Genomic DNA, 21393 nt, shown 5'->3' with positions numbered 1-21393 from the left:
AAACCGTGCTTTCGAAGTTCGTTTTTGGAGAAAGATGCGAATCGAACGCGTCGGGCGCCACCCCGGGATGGGCTTGATGACCGGGCGCCAATATGATGCACTGCATACTGATTAATTCGGGTCCCGGGGGCGCTTCTCTATACTTCCATTTTGCATATTCGTTCGCCCGTAATCCGGTCATTTCCCGGCTCTGCGCGCACGCGCGTGGCGCCTCCACATTGGCTCTCACGTATTTTCAAGAGATCAGATGGGCAATTCATTCATTCGACCAGATACTGCCGCCGAGGTCCTCGACCTGCTGACCGCGAGCCTTGGTCGCCTGACGCCCGAGTTGAGAAAAGCCGCGGCGCACGTTCTCGAGAATTCGAACCTCGTCAGCGTGACCTCTGTTCGAGAGATGGCTCAACAGGCCGCTGTCAAACCGAATACGCTTGTGAGGATGGCTCGTGCCATCGGCTTCGAGGGTTACGAGGATTTCAGGAGGCCATTCCGGGAACGGGTCATCAGGGGGCAGGACGACTTCCCCGACAGGATCAGCGGGCTCCAGTCACTATCGGATGACGGTGAGTTTTCAGGGCTATATACCGAGCTGGCGACTGCCTCGATCGGCAACATCGAACGAATGTTTTCCGGGACGACCTCCCTCGCAATCAAGGCCGCAGCGGATGATATCGTCCAAGCTCCGACGACCTATGTGCTGGGGACGGGCATGGGCAATTCAATCGCCGCATATTTCGCGTATCTCGCTGGGATGGCGATCGGCCGGGTCGCGGCTATCCCACGAGATGGCCTACGGCCCGTCGACGGGCTTGTACGGGCAGAGGGAAATGACGTTCTCCTCGCCATGGCATTCAAGCCCTACCAGCACGAAGTCGTCGACGCCGTGACGTTGGCGGTGTCGCGAGGGATCAAGGTGATAGGCATCTCGGATAGTCCTGCCTCCCCCATCATGTCTGGGGCCGGTCACCGGTTCGTGGTGCCTATGCGCACGCCGTTCGTGCTTGCGTCGAGCGTCGCGCTGATGTCGCTCCTCGAGGCGATCATTGCGTTCGTGATTGCGGCAGCCGGACAGGAGACTATGAGCAGCATCACCGTTCGGCGGCAGAATCCGGATGAAGCCGGGCTGTACTGGAGCGAACGCGATAGGTGAACGACTAACGGGCGCGCGTCTGGAGTTGTCAGCCCCCGCTAGGCGATCATGGAGCCGCACAAAGGGGGTCCGGAGATTTCAGCGGGATGTGACGGTCGGCGGCTTCGAGGATTGCTAGCTTGGGGGCGCCTCTCCAACGGAGCGAGACGCTTGGATCTTGGCGCCATTTCCGATCAGGAACATCAGCCTAGAAGGCCGTCGTTACTTTTCAAGGAAATGGCGCGAGAGACGGGACTTGAACCCGCGGCCTCCGCCGTGACAGGGCGGCGCTCTAACCAACTGAGCTACTCCCGCAATCCAGAAAGTGACGGGCGCCGAAGCGCCCGCCGTCACGACGCTGGGAATACGTGATGACCGTGCAGTCGTCAAGCCAGAGATCGCACGAGAAAGACAACAAAATCGCGCGCTGTCGCCGCGCTATGCTTAGGACTTGGCAAGAAAATCCCGCTTGCCGATTTCAAGGCCGTTGTGTCGCAGGATGTTGTAGGCCGTTGCGCAGTGGAAATAGAAATTCGGCAACGCCACGTGCAGCAGATATTCGCGCCCGCTCAACGTCACATCTTTCCCGCCGAGCTTGAGCGTCAATTGCTTGGCTTCTGAGCCTTCAAACTGCTCCGGCTTATAGGCTGCCAGCATCGTTTGAACCTTTGCGACGCGCGCCTTGAGTTCAGGGAGCGTGGTTTCAGTGTCGGGCAAACTCGGCACCTCGAGACCCGCCAGTCGCGCCGGTGCCGCCTTGGCGAAGTCCGTCGCCAGCTGAACCTGGCGGGTGAGGTTGAACATATCGGGATAAAGGCGCGCGGCCAGCAGCACCGCGATATCGATTTTTTTGGCCGTGGCGTAGGCATCGGCCTTATCGAGGATCGCGTCGAGCGCGCCTAGCTGCTTCTGGAAGGTCGGGATCGCGATGTCGTACATTGAAACGGCCATGGGATTTTCTTTCTTCGATGGGCTTGGAAGGACGGCATACGAGCGTCGCCGCTTCACTTGGGAGGTTCGGTGCGAATTAAAAGACGCGTGGTGACGGGAATCGTCGAAGCAGGGCCTTGGCCCGTTCCGTTGAGCCACGGTTATCGACCTAATCTGCTTGAACGAACATCCGCCAACCGGCCTAAAGACGTCTAGTTGCGCGGCGGAACACAAATGGTGCCCGCAAATGCGGGGCCCATCGAAGCCCAGAGCTCAATCATTTGAAAAATGGTGGGCGGTGAGAGGGTCGAACTCCCGACATCCTCGGTGTAAACGAGGCGCTCTACCACTGAGCTAACCGCCCGAAGCGCCCTTGCTAATCGGTCTCGGAAGGGCTGTCAAAAACAAAGACGCGCGCCGCTCTCGCGACGCGCGTGAAAAATAGATGAAATCGGCTTAGTTCAAGTTCAGTGCGTCCTTGAGACCCTTAGCCGGCGTGAACTTCGGCACGCGCGAGGCCGGGATCTGAATGGTTTTGCCGGTGGCGGGGTTGCGGCCTTCGCGCGCCTTGCGGGCAGCGACCTTGAAGGTACCGAAATCGGGGATGCGGACTTCGTGGCCGTCCTTCATCGCGGCGCGAATGTGAGCGAGAACGGCATCAACCACGCCACTCGCCTTCTCCTTCGTCAGCTCGCAATCTCTGGCAACGGCATCAATCAAATCTTTCTTGCTCATCTCGTCTTTCCTCTAATGTGGGAGATGGGTTTCAGCTCAGGGCGTAAACGCCCGAGGCGGCCACATCGGGGGAGTAGCCAGCCGCGCATGCTTGGTTAGAAGCGCCCAATCGCCCCTTCCGTCAAGCGGAAAAAGCCCGTATTTCCGGACAAAAGCACCCCGATGTGCTCAACGCATACAAAAGAAAATGCCCCTGCACAGTTACTGCACAGGGGCACTTATTTCGCTAAATTTTTCCGTTCAGCAAGCTTAGTGAGCGGTTATCCGCGCACTGGCCTTTCCGGACTCTTTTGCCTCAAGGGCCTCGGCTTCAGCTGCCTCGTCCCAGGTGATGGGTTCGGGAACGCGGACGAGCGCGATCTTCAAGACTTCATCGAGACGCGAGACCGGGATGATATCGATCTTGGTCTGCACCTCGGCCGGAATTTCCGCCAAGTCCTTGGCGTTCTCTTCCGGAATGATGACCGTCTTGATGCCACCGCGCAGGGCTGCAAGGAGCTTTTCCTTGAGGCCGCCGATCGGAAGCACGCGACCACGGAGCGTAATCTCGCCCGTCATCGCCACGTCCTTGCGGACGGGAATGCCGGTCAGAACCGAGATGATCGCCGTCGTCATCGCGATACCCGCAGAAGGTCCATCCTTCGGCGTCGCGCCTTCCGGCACGTGCACGTGGATGTCGCGCTTCTCGAACAGCGTGGGATGAATTCCGAAATCGATCGAGTGCGAGCGAACGTAGGCGTTCGCGGCCTGGATCGATTCCTTCATCACATCGCGCAGGTTGCCCGTGACGCTCATTCTGCCTTTGCCCGGCATCATGACGCCTTCGATCGTCAGCAACTCGCCGCCGACCTCGGTCCAGGCGAGGCCTGTAACGATGCCGACCTGATCTTCGAGCTCAGCTTCGCCGTAGCGATACTTCGGCACGCCGAGGAAGTCGTGGACGTTCTCGGCCGTGACGACGATCGAGGTCTTCGACGACGTCAAGATTTCCTTCACTGCCTTACGGGCAAGCTTGGCGATTTCGCGCTCAAGAGAGCGAACGCCGGCTTCGCGCGTATAACGGCGAATGACCTCTTTCAAAGCGCCATCTTCGACCGACCACTCACCCTGCTCGAGCCCGTGAGCCGAATACTGCTCGGGGATCAAGTGGCGCTTGGCGATTTCCAGCTTCTCGTCTTCGGTGTAACCCGCGAGACGAATGATCTCCATACGGTCCATCAGGGCCGGCGGGATGTTCAGCGTGTTGGCGGTCGTAACGAACATCACGTTCGAGAGATCGTAGTCGACCTCAAGATAGTGATCGTTGAACGTGCCGTTCTGCTCGGGGTCCAAGACTTCGAGCAGCGCCGCAGCCGGATCGCCGCGGAAGTCCTGACCCATCTTGTCGATCTCGTCCAAAAGGAAGAGCGGGTTTGTCCGCTTCGCCTTCTTCATGGACTGGATGACCTTGCCCGGCATCGAGCCGATATAGGTCCGGCGATGGCCACGGATTTCCGCTTCGTCGCGAACGCCGCCGAGCGACATGCGCACGAACTCACGGCCGGTCGCGTTCGCGATCGACTTACCAAGCGACGTCTTACCGACGCCCGGAGGTCCGACGAGGCAGAGGATCGGGCCCTTCAGCTTATTGGTACGCGCCTGCACGGCGAGATACTCGAGGATGCGTTCCTTGACCTTCTCGAGGCCATAGTGCTCCTGATCGAGAATCGTCTGCGCTTCGGCAATATCCTTCTTGACCTTGCCCTTGATCCCCCACGGGATCGACAAGAGCCAATCGAGATAGTTGCGAACGACCGTCGCTTCGGCCGACATCGGCGACATCTGTTTGAGCTTCTTCAGCTCAGCCAGCGCCTTGTCCTTGGCTTCCTTCGACAGCTTGGTGTTCTCGATCTTTTCCTCGAATTCGGCGATGTCATCGCGTTCGTCGGAATCGCCAAGCTCCTTCTGAATGGCCTTCATCTGCTCATTCAGATAGTACTCGCGCTGCGTCTTCTCCATCTGGCGCTTGACGCGCGAGCGGATCTTTCTTTCGACCTGCAGAACGGAGATCTCGCTCTCCATGAGCGTGTAGACGCGCTCAAGCCGCTCGGAGATGCTGGCGGTTTCCAGCACGTCCTGCTTCTCGGAGATCTTCACGGCGAGGTGCGAGGCGATCGTGTCTGCGAGCTTCGCATAGTCCTCGATCTGGCCGACGTTGCTCAGGACCTCTGGCGAGACCTTCTTATTGAGCTTCACGTAGCTTTCGAACTGCGTCACGACGGAACGCGCGAGCGCTTCGAGCTCGTCCTTGGCGCCCGGAACTTCCGCAACGCGTTCGACCTCGGCCTCGAAGTAATTGGCGTTCGTGGTGTAGCGGACGATCTTGGCGCGCGCGTTGCCTTCGACGAGCACCTTCACGGTACCATCGGGCAGCTTCAAAAGCTGGAGCACGGATGCAAGCGTGCCGATCTCGTAAATGGCGTCCGGCGCCGGATCGTCGTCACCGGCGTTCTTCTGCGCGGCAAGCAGGATCTGCTTGTCGGCGCGCATCACTTCTTCGAGCGCTGCGATCGACTTCTCGCGACCGACGAAGAGGGGAACGACCATGTACGGGAACACAACGATGTCGCGAAGCGGCAGAACCGGAAACAGCTCCTTGCCGCCGGCTTTCTCTTTGGTCTTTTTGTCTTCGCTCATTTCACTACCTATTCGCCGTGCACTGGAAGCTTGTCACAGCCTACCAGCGCATTCCACACTCGTTCCACTTAGGAGCCACGTTTCCCGCCCCTTTTTGTGGCGACGGTCGACATGCTCGTGAGCGCGAGCGCGGGGTGAGACCCAAGCTCAAGACACCGGCTTTACGGATTTCCTCGGCTGGCTGCTTGACGCCACTCCCTCCGAACAAATGGGGACCGGCGTCCCGCAAACAAGTCCCGGGACCAAGCCCCCGGAAGGCCGTAATTGTCGCGATGGGTTACGCCGTCGAGCCCTTTTCCTCGGCGCGGTCGGAGTAGATTCTCAGCGGCTTAGCTGAACCTTCCACGACCTCCGGCCCAATGACGACTTCTTCGACGCCCTTCAGCGTCGGGAGATCGTACATCGTGTCGAGCAGAATGCCTTCCATGATCGACCGCAGACCGCGAGCACCCGTCTTGCGCTCGATGGCCTTACGCGAGATGGCCTTCAGCGCATCGAGTGTAATCGTCAGCTTCACGTCCTCCATTTCGAAGAGGCGCTGATACTGCTTGACGATGGCGTTCTTCGGCTCGGTCAGGATCTGGACGAGCGCGGTTTCATCGAGGTCTTCCAGCGTCGCGATGACAGGCAGACGACCAATGAATTCGGGGATGAGGCCGAACTTCAGCAGATCTTCCGGCTCGACGTTGCGCAGGATTTCGCCCGTGCGCCGCTCGTCGGGTCCTGTGACCTTCGCCGAGAAGCCGATCGACGAACCTTTGCCACGGCGCGAGATGATCTTTTCGAGACCCGCAAACGCACCGCCACAGATGAACAGGATGTTCGTCGTGTCGACCTGCAGGAATTCCTGTTGAGGATGCTTGCGGCCGCCCTGGGGCGGAACGGAAGCAACCGTGCCTTCCATGATCTTCAGAAGCGCCTGCTGCACGCCCTCGCCCGATACATCGCGGGTGATCGAAGGATTGTCAGACTTGCGGCTGATCTTATCGACTTCGTCGATATAGACGATGCCGCGCTGCGCCCGCTCGACGTTGTAGTCTGCCGACTGCAGGAGCTTCAGGATGATGTTCTCGACGTCTTCGCCGACGTAGCCCGCTTCGGTCAGCGTCGTGGCGTCAGCCATCGTGAACGGCACATCGAGGATGCGCGCCAACGTCTGCGCGAGCAGCGTCTTGCCGGAGCCCGTCGGGCCAACCAGCAGGATGTTCGACTTCGCGAGTTCGACGTCGTTGTTCTTCGTAGCGTGGTTGAGACGCTTGTAGTGGTTGTGGACCGCCACCGAGAGAACGCGCTTCGCGTGGAACTGCCCGATGACGTAGCTGTCGAGCACGTTGCAGATCTCCTGCGGCGTCGGCACGCCGTCACGAGACTTCACGAGAGTGTTCTTGTTCTCTTCCCGGATGATATCCATGCAGAGTTCGACGCATTCATCGCAGATGAATACAGTCGGACCAGCAATAAGCTTTCGTACCTCATGCTGGCTCTTGCCGCAGAAAGAGCAGTAGAGAGTGTTCTTCTCTTGAGCCATGTGTTCTCACCTTCCGTGCAAGCCACATCAACGCGATGTTCTTGCTTTGGCCCGCCGTTCACGTCCGGCGCGGAGCCGATTCTGCGGCGACGTGAACTCAATAACCGATCTCAGCACGCTAACGTTCAGCAGATCAAGATTGGATTAATGGAGCCCAGCCAGCCATGGGTCGCAAGCGGCGCTATTGCCACAGTTGATAAACGACCCGGCAACACCGCGATTTTATTGCGATAATTTACCTAAATGCACGCCAACGTGCGGCGTTTGTTCTGCGACGTTCGCGCGGGGCGCGCATAGCTTCTGCTCCCACGCGGCGAACGGCGGTTTTGTTGCGCTTACACTCGTCAGCCTGACGATTTGCTCTCGAATACGCCAGCGTCAACTTCGTCGCGGCTTTCGAGAACCTTATCGATAAGGCCGAAATCGCGGGCTTGGTCGGCCGTCAGGAAGTAATCGCGATCCAGAGTTTTCTCAATCATCTCGTATGTCTGACCTGTGTGCTTCACATAGGTCTCATTGAGACGGCGCTTCATCTTGATGATGTCCTCGGCGTGGCGCTCGATGTCGGACGCCTGGCCCGAGAAGCCACCCGACGGCTGGTGCACCATCACGCGTGCGTTCGGGAGCGCGTACCGCATGCCCTTGGCGCCGGCGCAGAGAAGAAGCGAACCCATCGACGCAGCCTGGCCGATGCACAACGTTGCGACCTGCGGCTTCACGAACTGCATCGTGTCGTAGATCGCCATGCCGGCCGTCACCACGCCGCCCGGCGAGTTGATGTACATCGAGATCTCTTTTTTCGGGTTCTCGGACTCGAGGAACAACAGCTGCATGCAGATCGATGCCGCCATTTGGTCCTCGACCGGACCCGTCACGAAGATGATGCGCTCCTTCAAAAGGCGCGACGGCAGATCGTAACCGCGTTCGCCGCGCGTCGTCTGCTCGACAACCATCGGCCAGAATGTGTTCGTCAGGGTGTTTACCGGATCGCGCATCGCCCTCGTCTTTCCTCATTTCGGCCGGCGCGTTCAGCACGCCGGCCTGACTCGCACGCTTCAGTCTCTAGCTTTCACTGCTCTGCAGATGAAGGCAATCAGCGTTCGGTCGCTTCTTCGACGGCCTTCAACAATTCGTCACGCGAGACCTTCTTCTCTTCCGGCTTTGCTTCTTCGATCACGTGGTCGATGACCTTGTCCTCGAAGATGGGTGCGCGAAGCTCAGCAATGGCGCCGGGGGTCTTCTCGTAATATTCGTACACCTGCTTTTCCCGGCCTGGGTAGCGGCGAGCCTGCTCTACAAGCGCGCGACGCAACTCATCCTGCGAAACCTGCAGATTGTTCTTCTCTCCGATCTCGCCGATCACGAGGCCAAGGCGGACCCGGCGCTCGGCGATACCACGGTACTCGGCGCGAGCCTCGTCCTCGGTCTTGCCTTCGTCGGCGAACGTCTTGTTCGTGGCTTTGAGATTGTTCTCGAGCTGTGTCCATATATTGTTGAATTCGAAATCAACAAGAGAGGCAGGAAGCTCGAACGTGTGCGCCTTATCGAGCGCATCCAGAATCTCACGCTTAAGCTTCGCCCGCGACGCTTGGTCATACTCGCGCTTGATCTGCTCGGTTACGAAACCGCGCAATTGCTCGAGATTTTCGGCACCGAGCCCCTTGGCGAAGTCTTCGTCGATCGCCGGCGTCCTGGGCTTTGCTACCGCCGAAACCTTCACGTCGAACTGGGCCGTTTTTCCAGCCAGCGCCTGCATCGGATAATCTTCCGGGAACGTCGCGCTGACGACCTTCTCGTCGCCGGCCTTCATGCCCGCAACGCCCTCTTCAAAGCCCGGAATAAACTGCTTTTTCCCGAGCACGAGGCTCTGGCCTTCGGCGGATCCGCCCTCGAAGGCTTCGCCATCGATGCGACCGACGAAATCCATCGTCACGAGGTCGCCTTCGCCTGCGACGCGTCCCTCTTCCGGATCATAGGCCGTGTTGCGCTCAGCGAGGCTGGTGAGGGCCTTCTCGATAGCGGCGTCGTCGACTTCGGAGACGAGGCGCTCAAGCTTCAGCGCTTTCAGGTCTGAGAGCGGAATCGGCGGCAAAACCTCGAACGACATCTTGTAGGCAAGATCACCCTCGCCGTTGGCGATCTTCTCGAAGGTCTGCTCGTTGAAATCGACAAGCTCGACCTTCGGCTGTTGTGCCGGGCGCTCGTTGCGATCCTTGATGGCCTGCGCGCTCGTATCGTTGAGCGTCTGCTCCATCACTTCCTGCATCAGCGACTTGCCGTAGATCTTCTTCAGATGCGCGAGCGGAACCTTGCCACGACGAAAGCCTTTGATTTGCACACGATCCTTGAGCTCGTCGAGGCGAGACACGAAGCGCTCATTGAGCTCTGCCTTGCCGACAACCACCTCGAGAGTGCGCTTCAATCCGTCTCTTGCCGTTTCCGTGACCTGCATCGCCGTATCCTATTGCCGGTGCTGACTCTGCACCTTGCCGCTCAACTATTTGGGGAGACGCCGGCGCGTCTACAAAGCGCTAACGCCGCCGGCTGCCGCAATACCGGTGCGGACAGAAGTTGCCCTCGCAGCTATTGCGTTGAATTTGCTACGTTTTTAAACTACCGCGTGTCGCCGACCTGGAACAATCCCTGAAGGGATGCCAACATCGGGCGCCTGGAAGCCTATGAGGAGGCCTTAAACAGCCTTTCCGCGTGATTGGCAATACGCTGTCGCGATTGCTTCAAAATAGGACAGGCGGCCACCTCGCCCCGCACCGTCGCCCCGCATCTGGCTACAAGTTGCAGATGCCCGACCGCTGGAGAAGATGTCCGATTTGTGAGGTGACTCTCAGGGTTAACGCAGGTTCGCTAGGCAACCATCAGAGCCTACACTATGTTGTTCACGTGCTGCTGCTTCGCTCGCGCAAAAAGTACGGAGTGCCCGATGTCACTGACACGCAGAGGGTTCATCAAGCTGTCGGGTGCGACACTCGCATCGTCAAGCTTAGGGGCCATGGGATTTGGGGGCTGTGGCGCGGCGTTGGCCGAATCCGTCCGTCCCTTCAAACTTGCCGCTGCCAAAGAGACCCGCAATACCTGCACTTACTGTTCGGTCGCTTGCGGCATCCTGATCTACACGACGGGCGACGGCGCGAAGAACGCGCACTCCAACATCATGCACATCGAGGGCGATCCGGACCATCCGGTGAACCGCGGCACGCTTTGCCCGAAGGGTTCGGCTCTTCTCGACATCGTTCACGCGCCAACGCGGCTTCAAGTCCCGAAATATCGCGCACCAGGAACCAGCGAGTTCAAAGAGGTCACCTGGGATTGGGCGCTCGACCGCATCGCGCGATTGATGAAAGACGATCGCGACAAGAATTTCATTGCGAAGAACGACCAGGGCACGACCGTCAACCGGTGGCTCTCCACCGGCATGCTGGCGGCGTCGGCCTCTTCGAGCGAGACCTCCTACCTCACCTGGAAAGTCGCCCGGTCATTCGGGATGTTGGTCTTCGATAACCAAGCCCGTGTCTGACACGGACCGACGGTGGCCAGTCTGGCTCCAACATTCGGTCGCGGTGCAATGACCAACACTTGGCAGGACATCAAGAATGCCAACCTGGTCATCGTCATGGGCGGAAACGCCGCCGAAGCGCACCCGTGCGGTTTCAAGTGGGTCATCGAAGCGAAGATTGAGAACGGCGCGAAGCTGGTCGTCGTTGATCCGCGTTTCACGCGAACGGCGTCGGTTGCCGATTATTATGCGCCGATCAGGCCCGGAACCGACATCGCGTTCCTGTCGGGTGTCATCCGGTATCTGCTGGAGAAAGATCAAATCCAGCACGAGTACGTACGCGCCTACACCAACGCCAGCTTCATCGTAAAAGACGGCTTCGCCTTCGAGGACGGTCTTTTCAGCGGCTATAATCAAGAGACGCACAGCTACGACAAATCGAGCTGGAATTACGAGGTCGACGAACAAGGCTTCGCCAAGGTCGACGATACGTGGCAAAATCCGCGCTGCGTGATCAACCTGCTGCGCAAGCACGTTGACCGGTACACACCTGAAATGGTGTCGCGCATCTGCGGTACGCCGCAGGATAAATATCTGCACATTTGCAGCATGATCGCTGCGACGTCGGTGCCCGACAAGGCGATGACGAGCCTTTTTGCGCTTGGATGGACGCAACACTCCATTGGTTCGCAGAACATTCGCACGATGGCGATGGTGCAGCTTCTGCTCGGCAATATCGGTGTTGCAGGCGGCGGTATGAATGCGCTGCGCGGCCATTCCAACATTCAGGGACTTACCGACGTCGGGCTGCTGTCGAACCAGATGCCCGGCTACATGACCTTGCCGAAAGATCAGGAGCTGACTTTCGACGACTACATGAAGACGCGGCAATTCAAAGCTGTGCGTCCGGGCCAGATGAGCTACTGGCAAAACTACAGGAAGTTCTTTGTCAGCTTCCAGAAGTCGATCTACGGCGATGCTGCCACGGCCGAGAACAACTGGGCTTACGACTGGCTGCCAAAGCTCAACGTTCCGCTCTATGACATCATCCGCGCGTTCGAGATGATGAACAAAGGCGAGATCAACGGCTACATCTGTCAGGGCTTCAATCCGCAGCAGGCCTTCCCGGATCGCGGCAAGATTCGCCGTGGGCTTTCGAAGCTCAAGTTCCTCGTCACGATGGATCCGCTCGATACCGAGACGTCGCGGTTCTGGGAGAATTTCGGCCCGCAAAACCCTGCTGATTCCGCCGCGATCCAGACGGAAGTCTTCCAGCTGCCGACAACGTGCTTCGCGGAAGAGCAAGGCTCTCTCGTCAATTCGGCGCGCTGGCTACAATGGCACTGGAAAGCCGCTGAGGCGCCGGCGCAAGCGAAGTCCGATATATGGATCATGTCGGGACTCTTCCACCGGATACGCGAACTCTATCGCAAGGAGGGCGGCGCCTTCCCCGACCCGATCCTGAACCTCACTTGGAATTATACCAACCCAACCGATCCTGATCCCGAAGAGCTGGCGAAGGACATGAACGGCCGGGCGCGTGCGGACCTCAAAGATCCGTCCGGTGCCGTTGTGGTGAAAGCCGGGCAGCTGCTCGATGGCTTCGGGCAGTTGCGCGATGACGGCACCACGGAGTCGGGCTGCTGGATCTTCTCGGGCAGCTACACCGAGAAGGGCAATCAGATGGCCCGGCGCGACGCGTCCGATCCACGCGATCAGGGCATCGCGCCGAACTGGGCGTGGGCGTGGCCGGCCAACCGGCGCATTCTCTATAATCGCGCCAGTGCTGACGTTCTCGGCAATCCGTGGAACCCGGCGAAGCCGATCATTCAATGGAACGGAGCCAAGTGGGTTGGCATCGACGTTCCCGATTACGGGCCAACGATCAAGCCCTCCGACTCTGTTGGTCCCTTCATCATGAACTCCGAAGGCGTCGGCCGCTTGTTCGCGCTCGATCAGATGGTGGAAGGGCCGTTCCCCGAGCACTATGAGCCGCTCGAATCTCCGGTGCCCAACGTGCTGCATCCGAAGGTTCAGTCAAATCCCGCTGTGCGCGTATTTGCCGATGACCGCGCGGATTTCGGAACACCCGCCGATTACCCCTACGTCGCAACGACCTACCGGCTTACTGAGCACTTCCACTTCTGGACCAAGCACGCACGCATCAATGCGATCCTGCAGCCGCAGGAGTTCGTTGAAATCGGCGAAGTCCTGGCGAACGAAAAGGGCATCGCGAACAACAGCTGGGTTCGCGTTGCCTCCAAGCGAGGCTTCGTCGTGTGCAAGGCTTACGTGACGAAGCGGATCAAGCCGCTCCTGGTCGACGGGAAGCCAACCCACGTCATCGGCGTGCCGCTGCACTGGGGCTTCACGGGTCAGGCGAGAAAAGGTTACGGCGCCAACACGCTGACGCCGTCCGTGGGAGACGCCAATACGCAGACGCCCGAATTCAAGGCGTTTCTGGTCAATGTCGAAAGTGTCAACGGACCGTTGGTCTAGCGGAGTGGTCGATGTCCAATCTTCAGTCACAGGACTACATCCGCATTTCGGCCACTACGATTACGCCGCCTGCCGCGCGCTCCTATGAAGAGCAGGTTGCGAAGCTCATCGACGTGACGCGCTGCATCGGCTGCAAGGCGTGCCAGGCGGCATGCATGGAGTGGAACAATCTCCGTGGCGAGGTCGGCTGGTTCGAGGGCACCTACGACAATCCGCTCGACCTCGATCCGCATACGTGGACGCTGATGAAGTTCACGGAACATGAAAACGACAAGGGCGATCTCGAGTGGCTGATCCGCAAGGACGGCTGCATGCATTGCGAAGATCCCGGTTGTCTCAAGGCCTGCCCGGCCCCCGGCGCGATCGTACAGTACGGCAACGGGATCGTGGATTTCATCAGCGAGAATTGCATCGGGTGCGGCTATTGCGTGAAGGGATGTCCTTTCAACATCCCGCGCATCAGCCAGGTCGATCACAAGTCGTATAAATGCACGCTGTGTTCGGATCGCGTGGCCGTCAACCTGGAGCCCGCGTGTGTGAAAGCATGTCCGACCGGTGCGATCCTGTTCGGGTCGAAGAAGAACATGACGGACTGGGCCGGCGAACGCGTCGAAGAGCTAAAATCGCGCGGGTTCGAAAATGCCGGCCTTTACGATCCGCCCGGAGTTAGCGGCACGCATGTCATGTACGTTCTGCATCACGCCGATACGCCGTCGATCTATGCTGGTCTGCCGGAAAATCCGAGGATCAGCGCGACGGTTGAATTCTGGAAGGGCCTCATCAAACCGGTGGCGCTTGTGGGCATAGCGGCCGCCGCCATATCCGGTTTCATGCATTGGGTCATCGCCGGACCGAACGAGGTTCAGCCGGAAGACGAAGAGGCAGCCGAACACCTTATCGAAGGAAAGAACGCACCGAAATCGCCACCGGAGCACGCGACATGACACGTCCGCGCGGAACGTTGATCAGGAACAGTACGACGACGCGGATCAATCACTGGATCACCGCGGCCTGCTTCGTGCTGCTGATGATCTCTGGTCTGTCGATGTTCGATCCGCTTCTTTTTTGGCTTTCGGCTTTGTTCGGCAGCGGTCAGTGGGCGCGGCAAGCACATCCATGGATCGGCGTGGTGCTGCTCATCAGCTATAGCGGTTTGATGATTCAGTTCTGGCGCGACAATCTTTGGACGAAAGACGACGTCCGATGGATGATGGCGATAGACAAGGTGCTCGTTAACGAAGAAGAAGGCGTTCCGGAAGTCGCGCGCTTCAACGCCGGGCAGAAGTTCGTCTTCTGGTCGATGGCAATCCTGGTCCCGGTTCTTTTCGTCACCGGCCTCGTGATTTGGGAATATTATTTTGGAACGTGGACTTCCATTCCGACCCAACGCGCGGCGCTACTCATTCATTCCTTGTGTGCGATCGGTGCAATTCTCATCTGGATCATACACGTTTATGCAGCGATCTGGGTCCGGGGATCGATGCGGGCGATGACGCAAGGGTACGTGACGCCCGGTTGGGCTTGGCGACATCATCGCAAGTGGTTCCGGTCGCTCGTGGCGACGGGGTCCGCCGGCCCAAGGCCCAACGATGTGAGAGAAGAGACGCGTAAATGAGAGCGCGTGGATGAAGCAAGGTGGCGCACCGCCAAGCGGCAAATGGATCGGCAATCAGCAGGGTGGCGTCAAAACCCCCGAAGCGTTGATCCTGCCCAATCCCACGAAACGCTTTTCCGATACCGCTTCTCGATTGAGAACATTGGCCACCGATCATCCCATGTCGGAATGGCTGCTGTTCATGGCCGCCGTATCGAAAGCCCAACACGAGGCATCGACCACATTTCCGCCGCTCCCCGCAATCGATAGATCCTTTATCGATCGGTCGGTGGCCGCCCGGATGCCGCCGCTTGCGGCGGATGGTCATCATCGCAATTCGGCTTGGCGCGAAGGCCTTTTCACAATTCTCGATAAGATCGAGGATTGCGCTCTTCCCGCGCCCGCGCGCGAAGCCACTGCCAAGTTGCGCGGCGCGTCGACGGACGACATCGAAGATCTCGCGGATGGCTTTCTTCGAGATACCGTCGGCAGCGGCGACGTCGGTGTCACTCTCTACATAGCTGCGGCGCTTCAGGTTTATTTTGCGCGCCTCGCCGGTTCCCTTGATGCGTCGGCATTGCGTCTGCTTCCACAGCGAGGGCTGTGTCCGTGTTGTGGCTCGACGGCGGTCTCAGGAATGATCACGGCTTCGGGGGACGTGCCGGGGGTCCGCTACCTCTATTGTTCGCTCTGCTCTACGGCCTGGAACCACACGCGCGCGATTTGCATCACGTGCGAGAGTTCAGGCCGCGTTTCGCTGAAGGAGATCGAGGGCGGACCGGGCATCGTCAAGGCGGAGACCTGCGACGACTGTCAGACCTATGCGAAGATGATTTATCAGGTCAAGGATACGAAGGCCGATCCCTACGCCGACGATCTCGCAACGCTCGGCCTCGACATCATGGTCGGGGAAGCCGGCTGGGCGCGGCACGCTCCCAATCCGATGCTGCTCATCGGTTAGGACAACCTCACATCTTGAGGCCGACGGCGATCAGGCCCGCAACGATGCCAAAGATCACGACCCCGCCCGCGACCGTGAGAAGTAGCTTCATGCGGAACGATCCGCTGACCATTGCGAGGGATGGCAAGCTCACGGGCGGCAGCGTCATCAACAGTGCGGCGGCTGGCCCGCCGCCCATGCCGAGTGCGAGCATGGCTTGAATGATCGGCACCTCACCTGCCGTCGGGATGACGAACAGCATTCCGGCCACCGCGAAGGCGACGATCCAGCCGATGTTGTTGTCGAGGCTGGGGCCGATTTCGGGAAACAGGAACGCGCGCGCAGCTCCAAGCAGCAAGACGAGAATGATGTATTCCGGGATGAGGCGCACGGCCATGCGAACGAAAATTTCGATCCAGCGGATGAATGCGTTCGTCGCCTTCGAACCGGTGGTTTCCGATTTATTTGTGAGCGCGGCGATGTGGGCTTCGGCAGCTGCGGCTTCCTGCGGCGTCACCATCAGGTTGACGAGGTAGCCGAGGCCAAAGACCATGGGGATTCCCAAAACGATGCGTAGCGCGGTCCAATTCCAACCGAGGACAAACCCCATGAATACGAGCGTCGCGGGATTGAGCACCGTATTGCCCAGCCAGAAAGCGATAGCGGCGCCGGGGGACGCTTGGCGTTCGCGCAAGCCGACGACGACGGGCGCTGCGCAGCATGTGCACATCATGCTCGGAACGGAGAGGATGCCCGCAACCGCGACGGTGCTGAAGCCCGTCTTGCCCAGCACGCGCGCGATCCAATCAGCCGGCAGAAGCGCCTGGATTCCCGCACCTAACAGCAAGCCGAGCACCATCGCCTGCCAGATGGCTTTGCCGTAGGCCAAAGCGTAACCGAGCGCCGCGTCCCATGAAGGCGCAGGCGGTGCTGCAGAAGTGCCCATCAATATCGAATTGCCGATGGAATGATTGTCTGCCGCAACGAATGCGCGGTTATAATATGGAAACCATTTTACGTAGAAGAGCCCGACGACGGCTATCGTCAAGAAGACGACCCACCTGAGCGTGATATCGGATTGGCGACTGGCGTTCATCCAATTCTCCAACGGCAATTCAGGCAAAACATTTTGTGCAATGAAGTATACTGATAGTCTATCTTTATCCTGAGATGAAAGAACAGCAAATTTGCATTGTTGTTGATCCTTCATTCCCAGTAATCATTCCGCTTACGAGGCATGTAAAATGCTCGGACCTGTTATTCGTTTAACCGATTTGGCGCATGGAGGCGGATGCGGCTGCAAACTCGCTCCCTCTGTTTTGCAGCAATTGCTTGCCGGGCAACCGAGCGCCGGACACTTCGCGCAGTTACTGGTCGGAACGGAGACCGGAGACGATGCCGCGGTCTGGCACATCGACAACGATCAATGCGTTGTGGCCACGACCGACTTCTTCATGCCGATGGTAGATGACGCTCGGGATTTCGGGCGCATTGCCGCGACCAACGCCATTTCCGACGTCTACGCGATGGGCGGACGGCCCATCATGGCACTCGCGATCCTCGGTATGCCGCTCGACAAACTGCCCATCGACACCGTGCGCGACATCCTCGCCGGCGGGTCGTCGATTTGCGCGGAAGCGGGAATTCCCGTTGCGGGCGGCCACTCGATCGACTCGCCTGAACCGATCTACGGGCTGGCCGTGATAGGGCTCGCAAAGCCGCAGAACATCCGCCTGAATGCGGGCGCGCAGCCGGGCGACGCTCTCATTCTGACCAAAGGTATAGGTGTCGGCATCTATTCGGCAGCGTTCAAGAAACGCTCCCTGCCGGAGGACGCTTATGCCGAGATGATAGCGTCAACGACATTGCTGAACCGGATCGGCTCTACATTGGGCGAGCGCTCGTACGTTCACGCCATGACGGACGTCACCGGCTTCGGCCTTCTCGGACACGCTCTCGAAATGGCCCGCGCGAGCGGCGTCAGCATCGATATCGCCTACGACCGCGTTCCATTTCTTTCATCCGCGCAAGCTTTGGCGGAGGCGGGATTTGCGACGGGCGCCTCGGGGCGAAACTGGGCGAGCTATGGCCAGGACGTCGTCTTGCCTCAGAGCCTGCCGGAAACGGGACGGGTGCTTTTGACCGATCCGCAGACGTCGGGAGGCTTGCTGATCGCATGCGCTCCTGACCAGGCGGAAGATTTGCGCAGCACCATCGAGGCGGCGGGATATTCGAGCGCGCGCATCATCGGCTCCGTCAGAACCGGAGAGCGGCGGATCAATATCTTCTAACGCGCTTCAGGTGCGCGTTTTCGGAAAAGTTGGCGGAGGCGAATGGGAGTCGAACCCACCTGGGACAGGCTCGCTGCCCCACTCGGATTTGAAGTCCGAACGTCCCACCGGGGACGATTCACCTCCGTGCACGTCAACTGACGAAAGCACAGGGCTTCCAAACAAGTCCAGCCGATGCTCATTCATGCGGCGCTGATCACCCTTGCGCAGGGTCACGCCATGGCGATCCAAGAACTCCAAAATCTGGATTGCAACCTTGCGGCCATTGTCGAGGCGATCGCGGAGTTCGGCGGCGTTGAAAGTTCCGGTCTTCGCCTGTTCTGAAATGCCTGCCGCAATGGCGACGATCTCACGGACGGTTTCACGGAGAAAGAAATGGTCCTGGGCCACTTCGTCGACCCAACCGAGGCGGCCGGCAAGTTTCAGCAGTCGGCGGACCTCGCGCTCGGCGCGCCCGGTCGTACTCGCGATGTCGCGTACTCGCGGAGGGCGAAAACGCTCTTCGCCTCTGAGAAGCGCGGTGATTGACTTCCATGCGGCTTCATCATCAGCCGCCAGACGCACTTGATGGGACGCTAGGCGAACGAAAGCGCCATCGAGCGCGATGCCGCCGTCATTCGCTAGTTTTTGAAGGGCGGCGGAGAATGCCGTCTTGGTCAAACGCGGCTCGAGCATCAGGCGCAGTTGCTCACGTCCGATACCTTGGAGATCGGGGTTCGTTTCGTGATACGCCGCGACTCGCTCGCCGAGGCCCGCCGCGAAGGACTTCCATCGTTGCGACGACAAAGCCGTACGCGTATCGCGGGCTTCCAAGACGGTCAGGCCAAGCTCGGAAGAAAGCCGCTCGGCTTGCGCACCCGAGAGAGTCCTGTCGCGTGCGAACGCCGTCAGATCGACCGTGAAAGGCGGCGCGTCGAGCAACGCCGACAACGCCGCGTGCGGATCGTCTATCGCCATTGCGGCGCGTTGGGCTTGCCGTTCCGGCGTTCGCCGCTTTCGGGCTGGCGCGCGGAGATCGATAAATTTGCCGCCGCCGATCGTGCGTTGCGCCGAGACGTCCCGCAGAACGAAACGATCGGGCACGCCTGCCGCAATCGGCTGATCAAGAACAAGTTGTACGTCGGCAGACGAGCCGGGCTGAAGCGATTTGTCGTCGAACAGAGCGATGCGCGCGCCGACTTCGGCGGATGCATAATGCAAGCGCACGGGAAACCATTGCCCGATCGGCTTTTCTTCCGACGGCAAAATTCGCAAGACGGCGTCGATGCGATTGGCCGGCGCGTGAAGCTCCGGATCGAGCACGATATCGCCACGGTGGATCGCATCTTTCGAGATGTCGGGGCCGGCGAGATTGAGTGCGCAACGGTCGCCGGCGCGGCCGGTATCGGCGGGTTTGTTTTGGGCGTGTATCGAGCGCACGCGGGCGGCTAATCCGGATGGGCTCAGCAGCACCTGATCACCGACGCGAACAGAGCCTGAGAGAACCGTACCGGTTACGACGACGCCGACGCCAGACAGCGTGAAGACCCGATCGACGGCGAGGCGAAAGCGCCCTTCGGCGGATCGCGCGTGGATGACTGACGCCGCGGCCACGAGATATTCGCGGAGGTCGCCGATGCCGCGCCCCGTCATCGCTGAGACGGTCAAGATATCGGCGTTCGCGAGCACAGTGCCCGAGGCTGCTTCTTTGATCTGGCTCGTGACTTCGCCGATGCGCTCGTCGCTCACGAGATCAGCCTTCGTCACGACCACGACGCCATTGCCGATGCCGAGAAGATCGAGGATCGCGAGGTGCTCGAGCGTTTGTGGCTTCACCCCATCGTCGGCAGCGACCGTCAGCAGCGCAAAGTCGATGCCGCTCGCGCCCGCCAGCATCGTGTGGACGAACCGTTCGTGGCCCGGTACGTCGATGAACCCGAGGATTTGGCCATCGGCCGTTGGCAGATAAGCAAAACCAAGGTCGATCGTGATCCCGCGCGCCTTCTCTTCCTTCAGTCGATCGCCATCGACCCCCGTCAATGCTTTGACCAGAGCCGTCTTGCCGTGATCGATGTGGCCGGCGGTGCCGATGATCATTTTGCTTTTATCGGCTGGGTTGGCCGTTTTGGAATTGCGCCGAGGGGTCGCTATCGAGTGCGTTCAGAACAGATAGAAATTCGGTTTCATCGGTCAAGCATCTGAGATCGAGGACAATGGCGCCATCTTCCAAACGACCGATGACCGGCCGGCGCAAGCCGCGCAGCGCGGCCGCCAATCGTTCGAGTGCGATGCCACCGGTGTTCGACGTGATGCGGAGGCCGGCGCTCGGGATCGTATCGAGCGGCAGCGCACCGGAGCCGATCTGGCTTTCGCATTCGCAAATGGTCACCGTGAAGCCTCGTCCGACGGACTGCTGCACGGCGGGCGAGAGGCGGCGAGCCTGATCTTCGATTTCGGAACGTGGCCGCGCGAGCAACCGCAGCGTAGGCAGGCGTTCGGCAAGGCGATCCGGGTCGCGATAGAGTTTCAACGTTGCTTCGATGGCGGCGAGGCGGATTTTGTCGACGCGCAGCGCGCGTTTCATGGGATTGCGATTGATGGCATCGATTATAGCGCGCTTGCCGACGATGAAGCCCGCCTGTGGCCCGCCGAGAAGCTTGTCACCGGAGAACGTCACCACATCGGCGCCTTCCGCCACGGCTTCCCGCACGGTCGGCTCTTTCTTCAGTCCATATCGGGACAAATCGACGATGGTGCCCGATCCGAGATCGTTCATCAGCGGAACATTTCTGTCGGCTGAGATGCGCGCGAGTTCGGCTCCGCCGACATCGGATGTGAAACCAAGGACGCGATAGTTCGAGGTATGAACCTTCAGAATGACCCCGGTCGCTTCGTTGATTGCGGACTTATAATCTTTCGGATGGGTTCGGTTCGTTGTTCCGACCTCGACGAGCTTCGCCCCGGCGCGGGACATGATATCGGGCATGCGGAAGGCCCCGCCGATCTCGATCAGCTCGCCACGAGAAACAATCGCTTCGCGTCCGGCGGCGAGTGTGTTGAGCGAAAGCAGAACGGCGGCGGCGTTGTTGTTTACGACGGTCGCGTCTTCCGCGCCCGTCAAAGCGCAGAGAAGATCTCTGACATGATCATCGCGTTCGCCGCGCCGGCCGGTCGCCAAATCGAATTCGAGCGCGACGGGATCTCGCATGGCTGCCACCGCGGCTTCGATCGCGACCTCGGCGAGCACCGCGCGTCCGAGATTGGTATGAAGAACGGTGCCTGTGAGATTGAACAACGGGCGAAGAGCCGTGCGATCGCCGTCGGCGAGCCGAGACAGCGCCAGCGTCGCCACCTGCTCGACTGTCGGGGGCGGCAACATCCTCGACTTGAGCGCGATACGTGTTTCAGCAAGCACGGTTCGGATCGCTTCCGTGGAAGCGGAACGTCCGAACCGCTCCAAGAGCGCGGCGGCGGTCGCGCTATTCAGAACGGCATCGACGGAGGGGAGATCACGGAGAGCGGCTCTGGCAATTTCCACTTAGGCCTCAAGGGAAAACACTCAACACCAGAGCCGTCGTCAC

14 protein-coding genes, 3 tRNA genes and 1 pseudogene are annotated in these 21393 nt (G+C 59.6%); 6 read left to right on the top strand and 12 right to left on the bottom strand.

The features are described 5' to 3' along the window. Nucleotides 1–247 precede the first annotated feature (247 nt). Nucleotides 248–1150, top strand: coding sequence for a MurR/RpiR family transcriptional regulator (locus tag G359_RS07480; RefSeq protein WP_045835609.1), 903 nt, complete (start codon nucleotides 248–250; stop codon nucleotides 1148–1150). 217 nt (nucleotides 1151–1367) lie between these two features. On the opposite strand, the gene G359_RS07475 is transcribed toward G359_RS07480, so the two are convergent. The 8 genes from G359_RS07475 to tig form a co-directional block, all read right to left on the bottom strand. Then, nucleotides 1368–1444, bottom strand: a tRNA-Asp gene (locus G359_RS07475). A 129-nt stretch (nucleotides 1445–1573) separates the two neighbouring features. Beyond that, nucleotides 1574–2080 carry a DUF1993 domain-containing protein gene (locus G359_RS07470; RefSeq protein WP_045835608.1) on the bottom strand — a complete coding sequence of 169 codons (507 nt, stop codon included), beginning with the start codon at nucleotides 2078–2080 and terminating at the stop codon, nucleotides 1574–1576. 268 nt (nucleotides 2081–2348) lie between these two features. After that, nucleotides 2349–2423 (bottom strand) — tRNA-Val (locus G359_RS07465). A 92-nt stretch (nucleotides 2424–2515) separates the two neighbouring features. After that, nucleotides 2516–2794 carry an HU family DNA-binding protein gene (locus G359_RS07460; RefSeq protein WP_045835607.1) on the bottom strand — a complete coding sequence of 93 codons (279 nt, stop codon included), beginning with the start codon at nucleotides 2792–2794 and terminating at the stop codon, nucleotides 2516–2518. 249 nt (nucleotides 2795–3043) lie between these two features. Next, nucleotides 3044–5470, bottom strand: a complete 2427-nt coding sequence (gene lon, locus G359_RS07455) for an endopeptidase La (protein WP_045835606.1) — start codon at nucleotides 5468–5470, stop codon at nucleotides 3044–3046. Between the two features lie 277 nt (nucleotides 5471–5747). After that, entirely contained in the window at nucleotides 5748–6998 is a 1251-nt protein-coding gene (gene clpX / locus G359_RS07450) for an ATP-dependent Clp protease ATP-binding subunit ClpX (RefSeq protein WP_045835605.1), read from the bottom strand. Nucleotides 6999–7342: 344 nt separating this feature from the next. Next, on the bottom strand, nucleotides 7343–7993 hold the full coding sequence (locus G359_RS07445; protein WP_045835604.1) for an ATP-dependent Clp protease proteolytic subunit: 651 nt from the start codon (nucleotides 7991–7993) through the stop codon (nucleotides 7343–7345). A gap of 98 nt (nucleotides 7994–8091) precedes the next feature. Beyond that, complete coding sequence (gene tig / locus G359_RS07440; protein WP_045835603.1) at nucleotides 8092–9450, bottom strand: trigger factor; 1359 nt, start codon at nucleotides 9448–9450, stop codon at nucleotides 8092–8094. Nucleotides 9451–9936: 486 nt separating this feature from the next. Between tig and fdnG the strand changes: the two genes are divergently transcribed. Genes fdnG through fdhE form a run of 4 tightly spaced genes read left to right on the top strand, consistent with a single transcriptional unit; the run spans nucleotide 9937 to nucleotide 15563 of the window. Then, entirely contained in the window at nucleotides 9937–13008 is a 3072-nt protein-coding gene (fdnG, locus tag G359_RS07430; RefSeq protein WP_082072857.1) for a formate dehydrogenase-N subunit alpha, read from the top strand. Between the two features lie 11 nt (nucleotides 13009–13019). Beyond that, entirely contained in the window at nucleotides 13020–13952 is a 933-nt protein-coding gene (fdxH, locus tag G359_RS07425) for a formate dehydrogenase subunit beta (RefSeq protein ID WP_045835600.1), read from the top strand. Further along, entirely contained in the window at nucleotides 13949–14623 is a 675-nt protein-coding gene (locus G359_RS07420) for a formate dehydrogenase subunit gamma (protein ID WP_045835599.1), read from the top strand. The genes fdxH and G359_RS07420 overlap by 4 nt, the downstream gene beginning before the upstream one ends. 10 nt (nucleotides 14624–14633) lie before the next feature. Beyond that, nucleotides 14634–15563, top strand: coding sequence for a formate dehydrogenase accessory protein FdhE (gene fdhE, locus G359_RS07415; RefSeq protein ID WP_045835598.1), 930 nt, complete (start codon nucleotides 14634–14636; stop codon nucleotides 15561–15563). Nucleotides 15564–15570: 7 nt separating this feature from the next. Here the strand turns inward: fdhE and G359_RS07410 are convergent, their stop codons facing one another. Then, on the bottom strand, nucleotides 15571–16638 hold the full coding sequence (locus G359_RS07410) for a permease (RefSeq protein WP_045837776.1): 1068 nt from the start codon (nucleotides 16636–16638) through the stop codon (nucleotides 15571–15573). Nucleotides 16639–16786: 148 nt separating this feature from the next. Here G359_RS07410 and selD point away from each other — a divergent pair, with 148 nt between their 5' ends. Then, nucleotides 16787–17833: a selenide, water dikinase SelD gene (gene selD, locus G359_RS07405; RefSeq protein ID WP_045835597.1), complete on the top strand. Its 1047-nt coding sequence runs from the start codon at nucleotides 16787–16789 to the stop codon at nucleotides 17831–17833. A gap of 30 nt (nucleotides 17834–17863) precedes the next feature. Here selD and G359_RS07400 read toward each other — a convergent pair. The 3 genes and pseudogenes from G359_RS07400 to selA all read right to left on the bottom strand — a co-directional run bounded on the left by G359_RS07400 (nucleotide 17864) and on the right by selA (nucleotide 21350). Beyond that, nucleotides 17864–17959, bottom strand: a tRNA-Sec gene (locus tag G359_RS07400). A gap of 117 nt (nucleotides 17960–18076) precedes the next feature. Further along, nucleotides 18077–19909 (bottom strand): annotated as a pseudogene (gene selB, locus G359_RS19955) (selenocysteine-specific translation elongation factor); the annotation flags it as partial. Nucleotides 19910–19916: 7 nt separating this feature from the next. Then, complete coding sequence (gene selA / locus G359_RS07385) at nucleotides 19917–21350, bottom strand: L-seryl-tRNA(Sec) selenium transferase (RefSeq protein WP_045835594.1); 1434 nt, start codon at nucleotides 21348–21350, stop codon at nucleotides 19917–19919. Nucleotides 21351–21393: the final 43 nt, after the last annotated feature.

The sequence above is a fragment of the Hyphomicrobium sp. 99 genome (assembly GCF_000384335.2).
In the GTDB taxonomy this organism is placed as follows: domain Bacteria; phylum Pseudomonadota; class Alphaproteobacteria; order Rhizobiales; family Hyphomicrobiaceae; genus Hyphomicrobium_B.
Note: the sequence above shows the minus strand (reverse complement) of the source record. Positions and strands in the feature narration are given on the sequence as shown.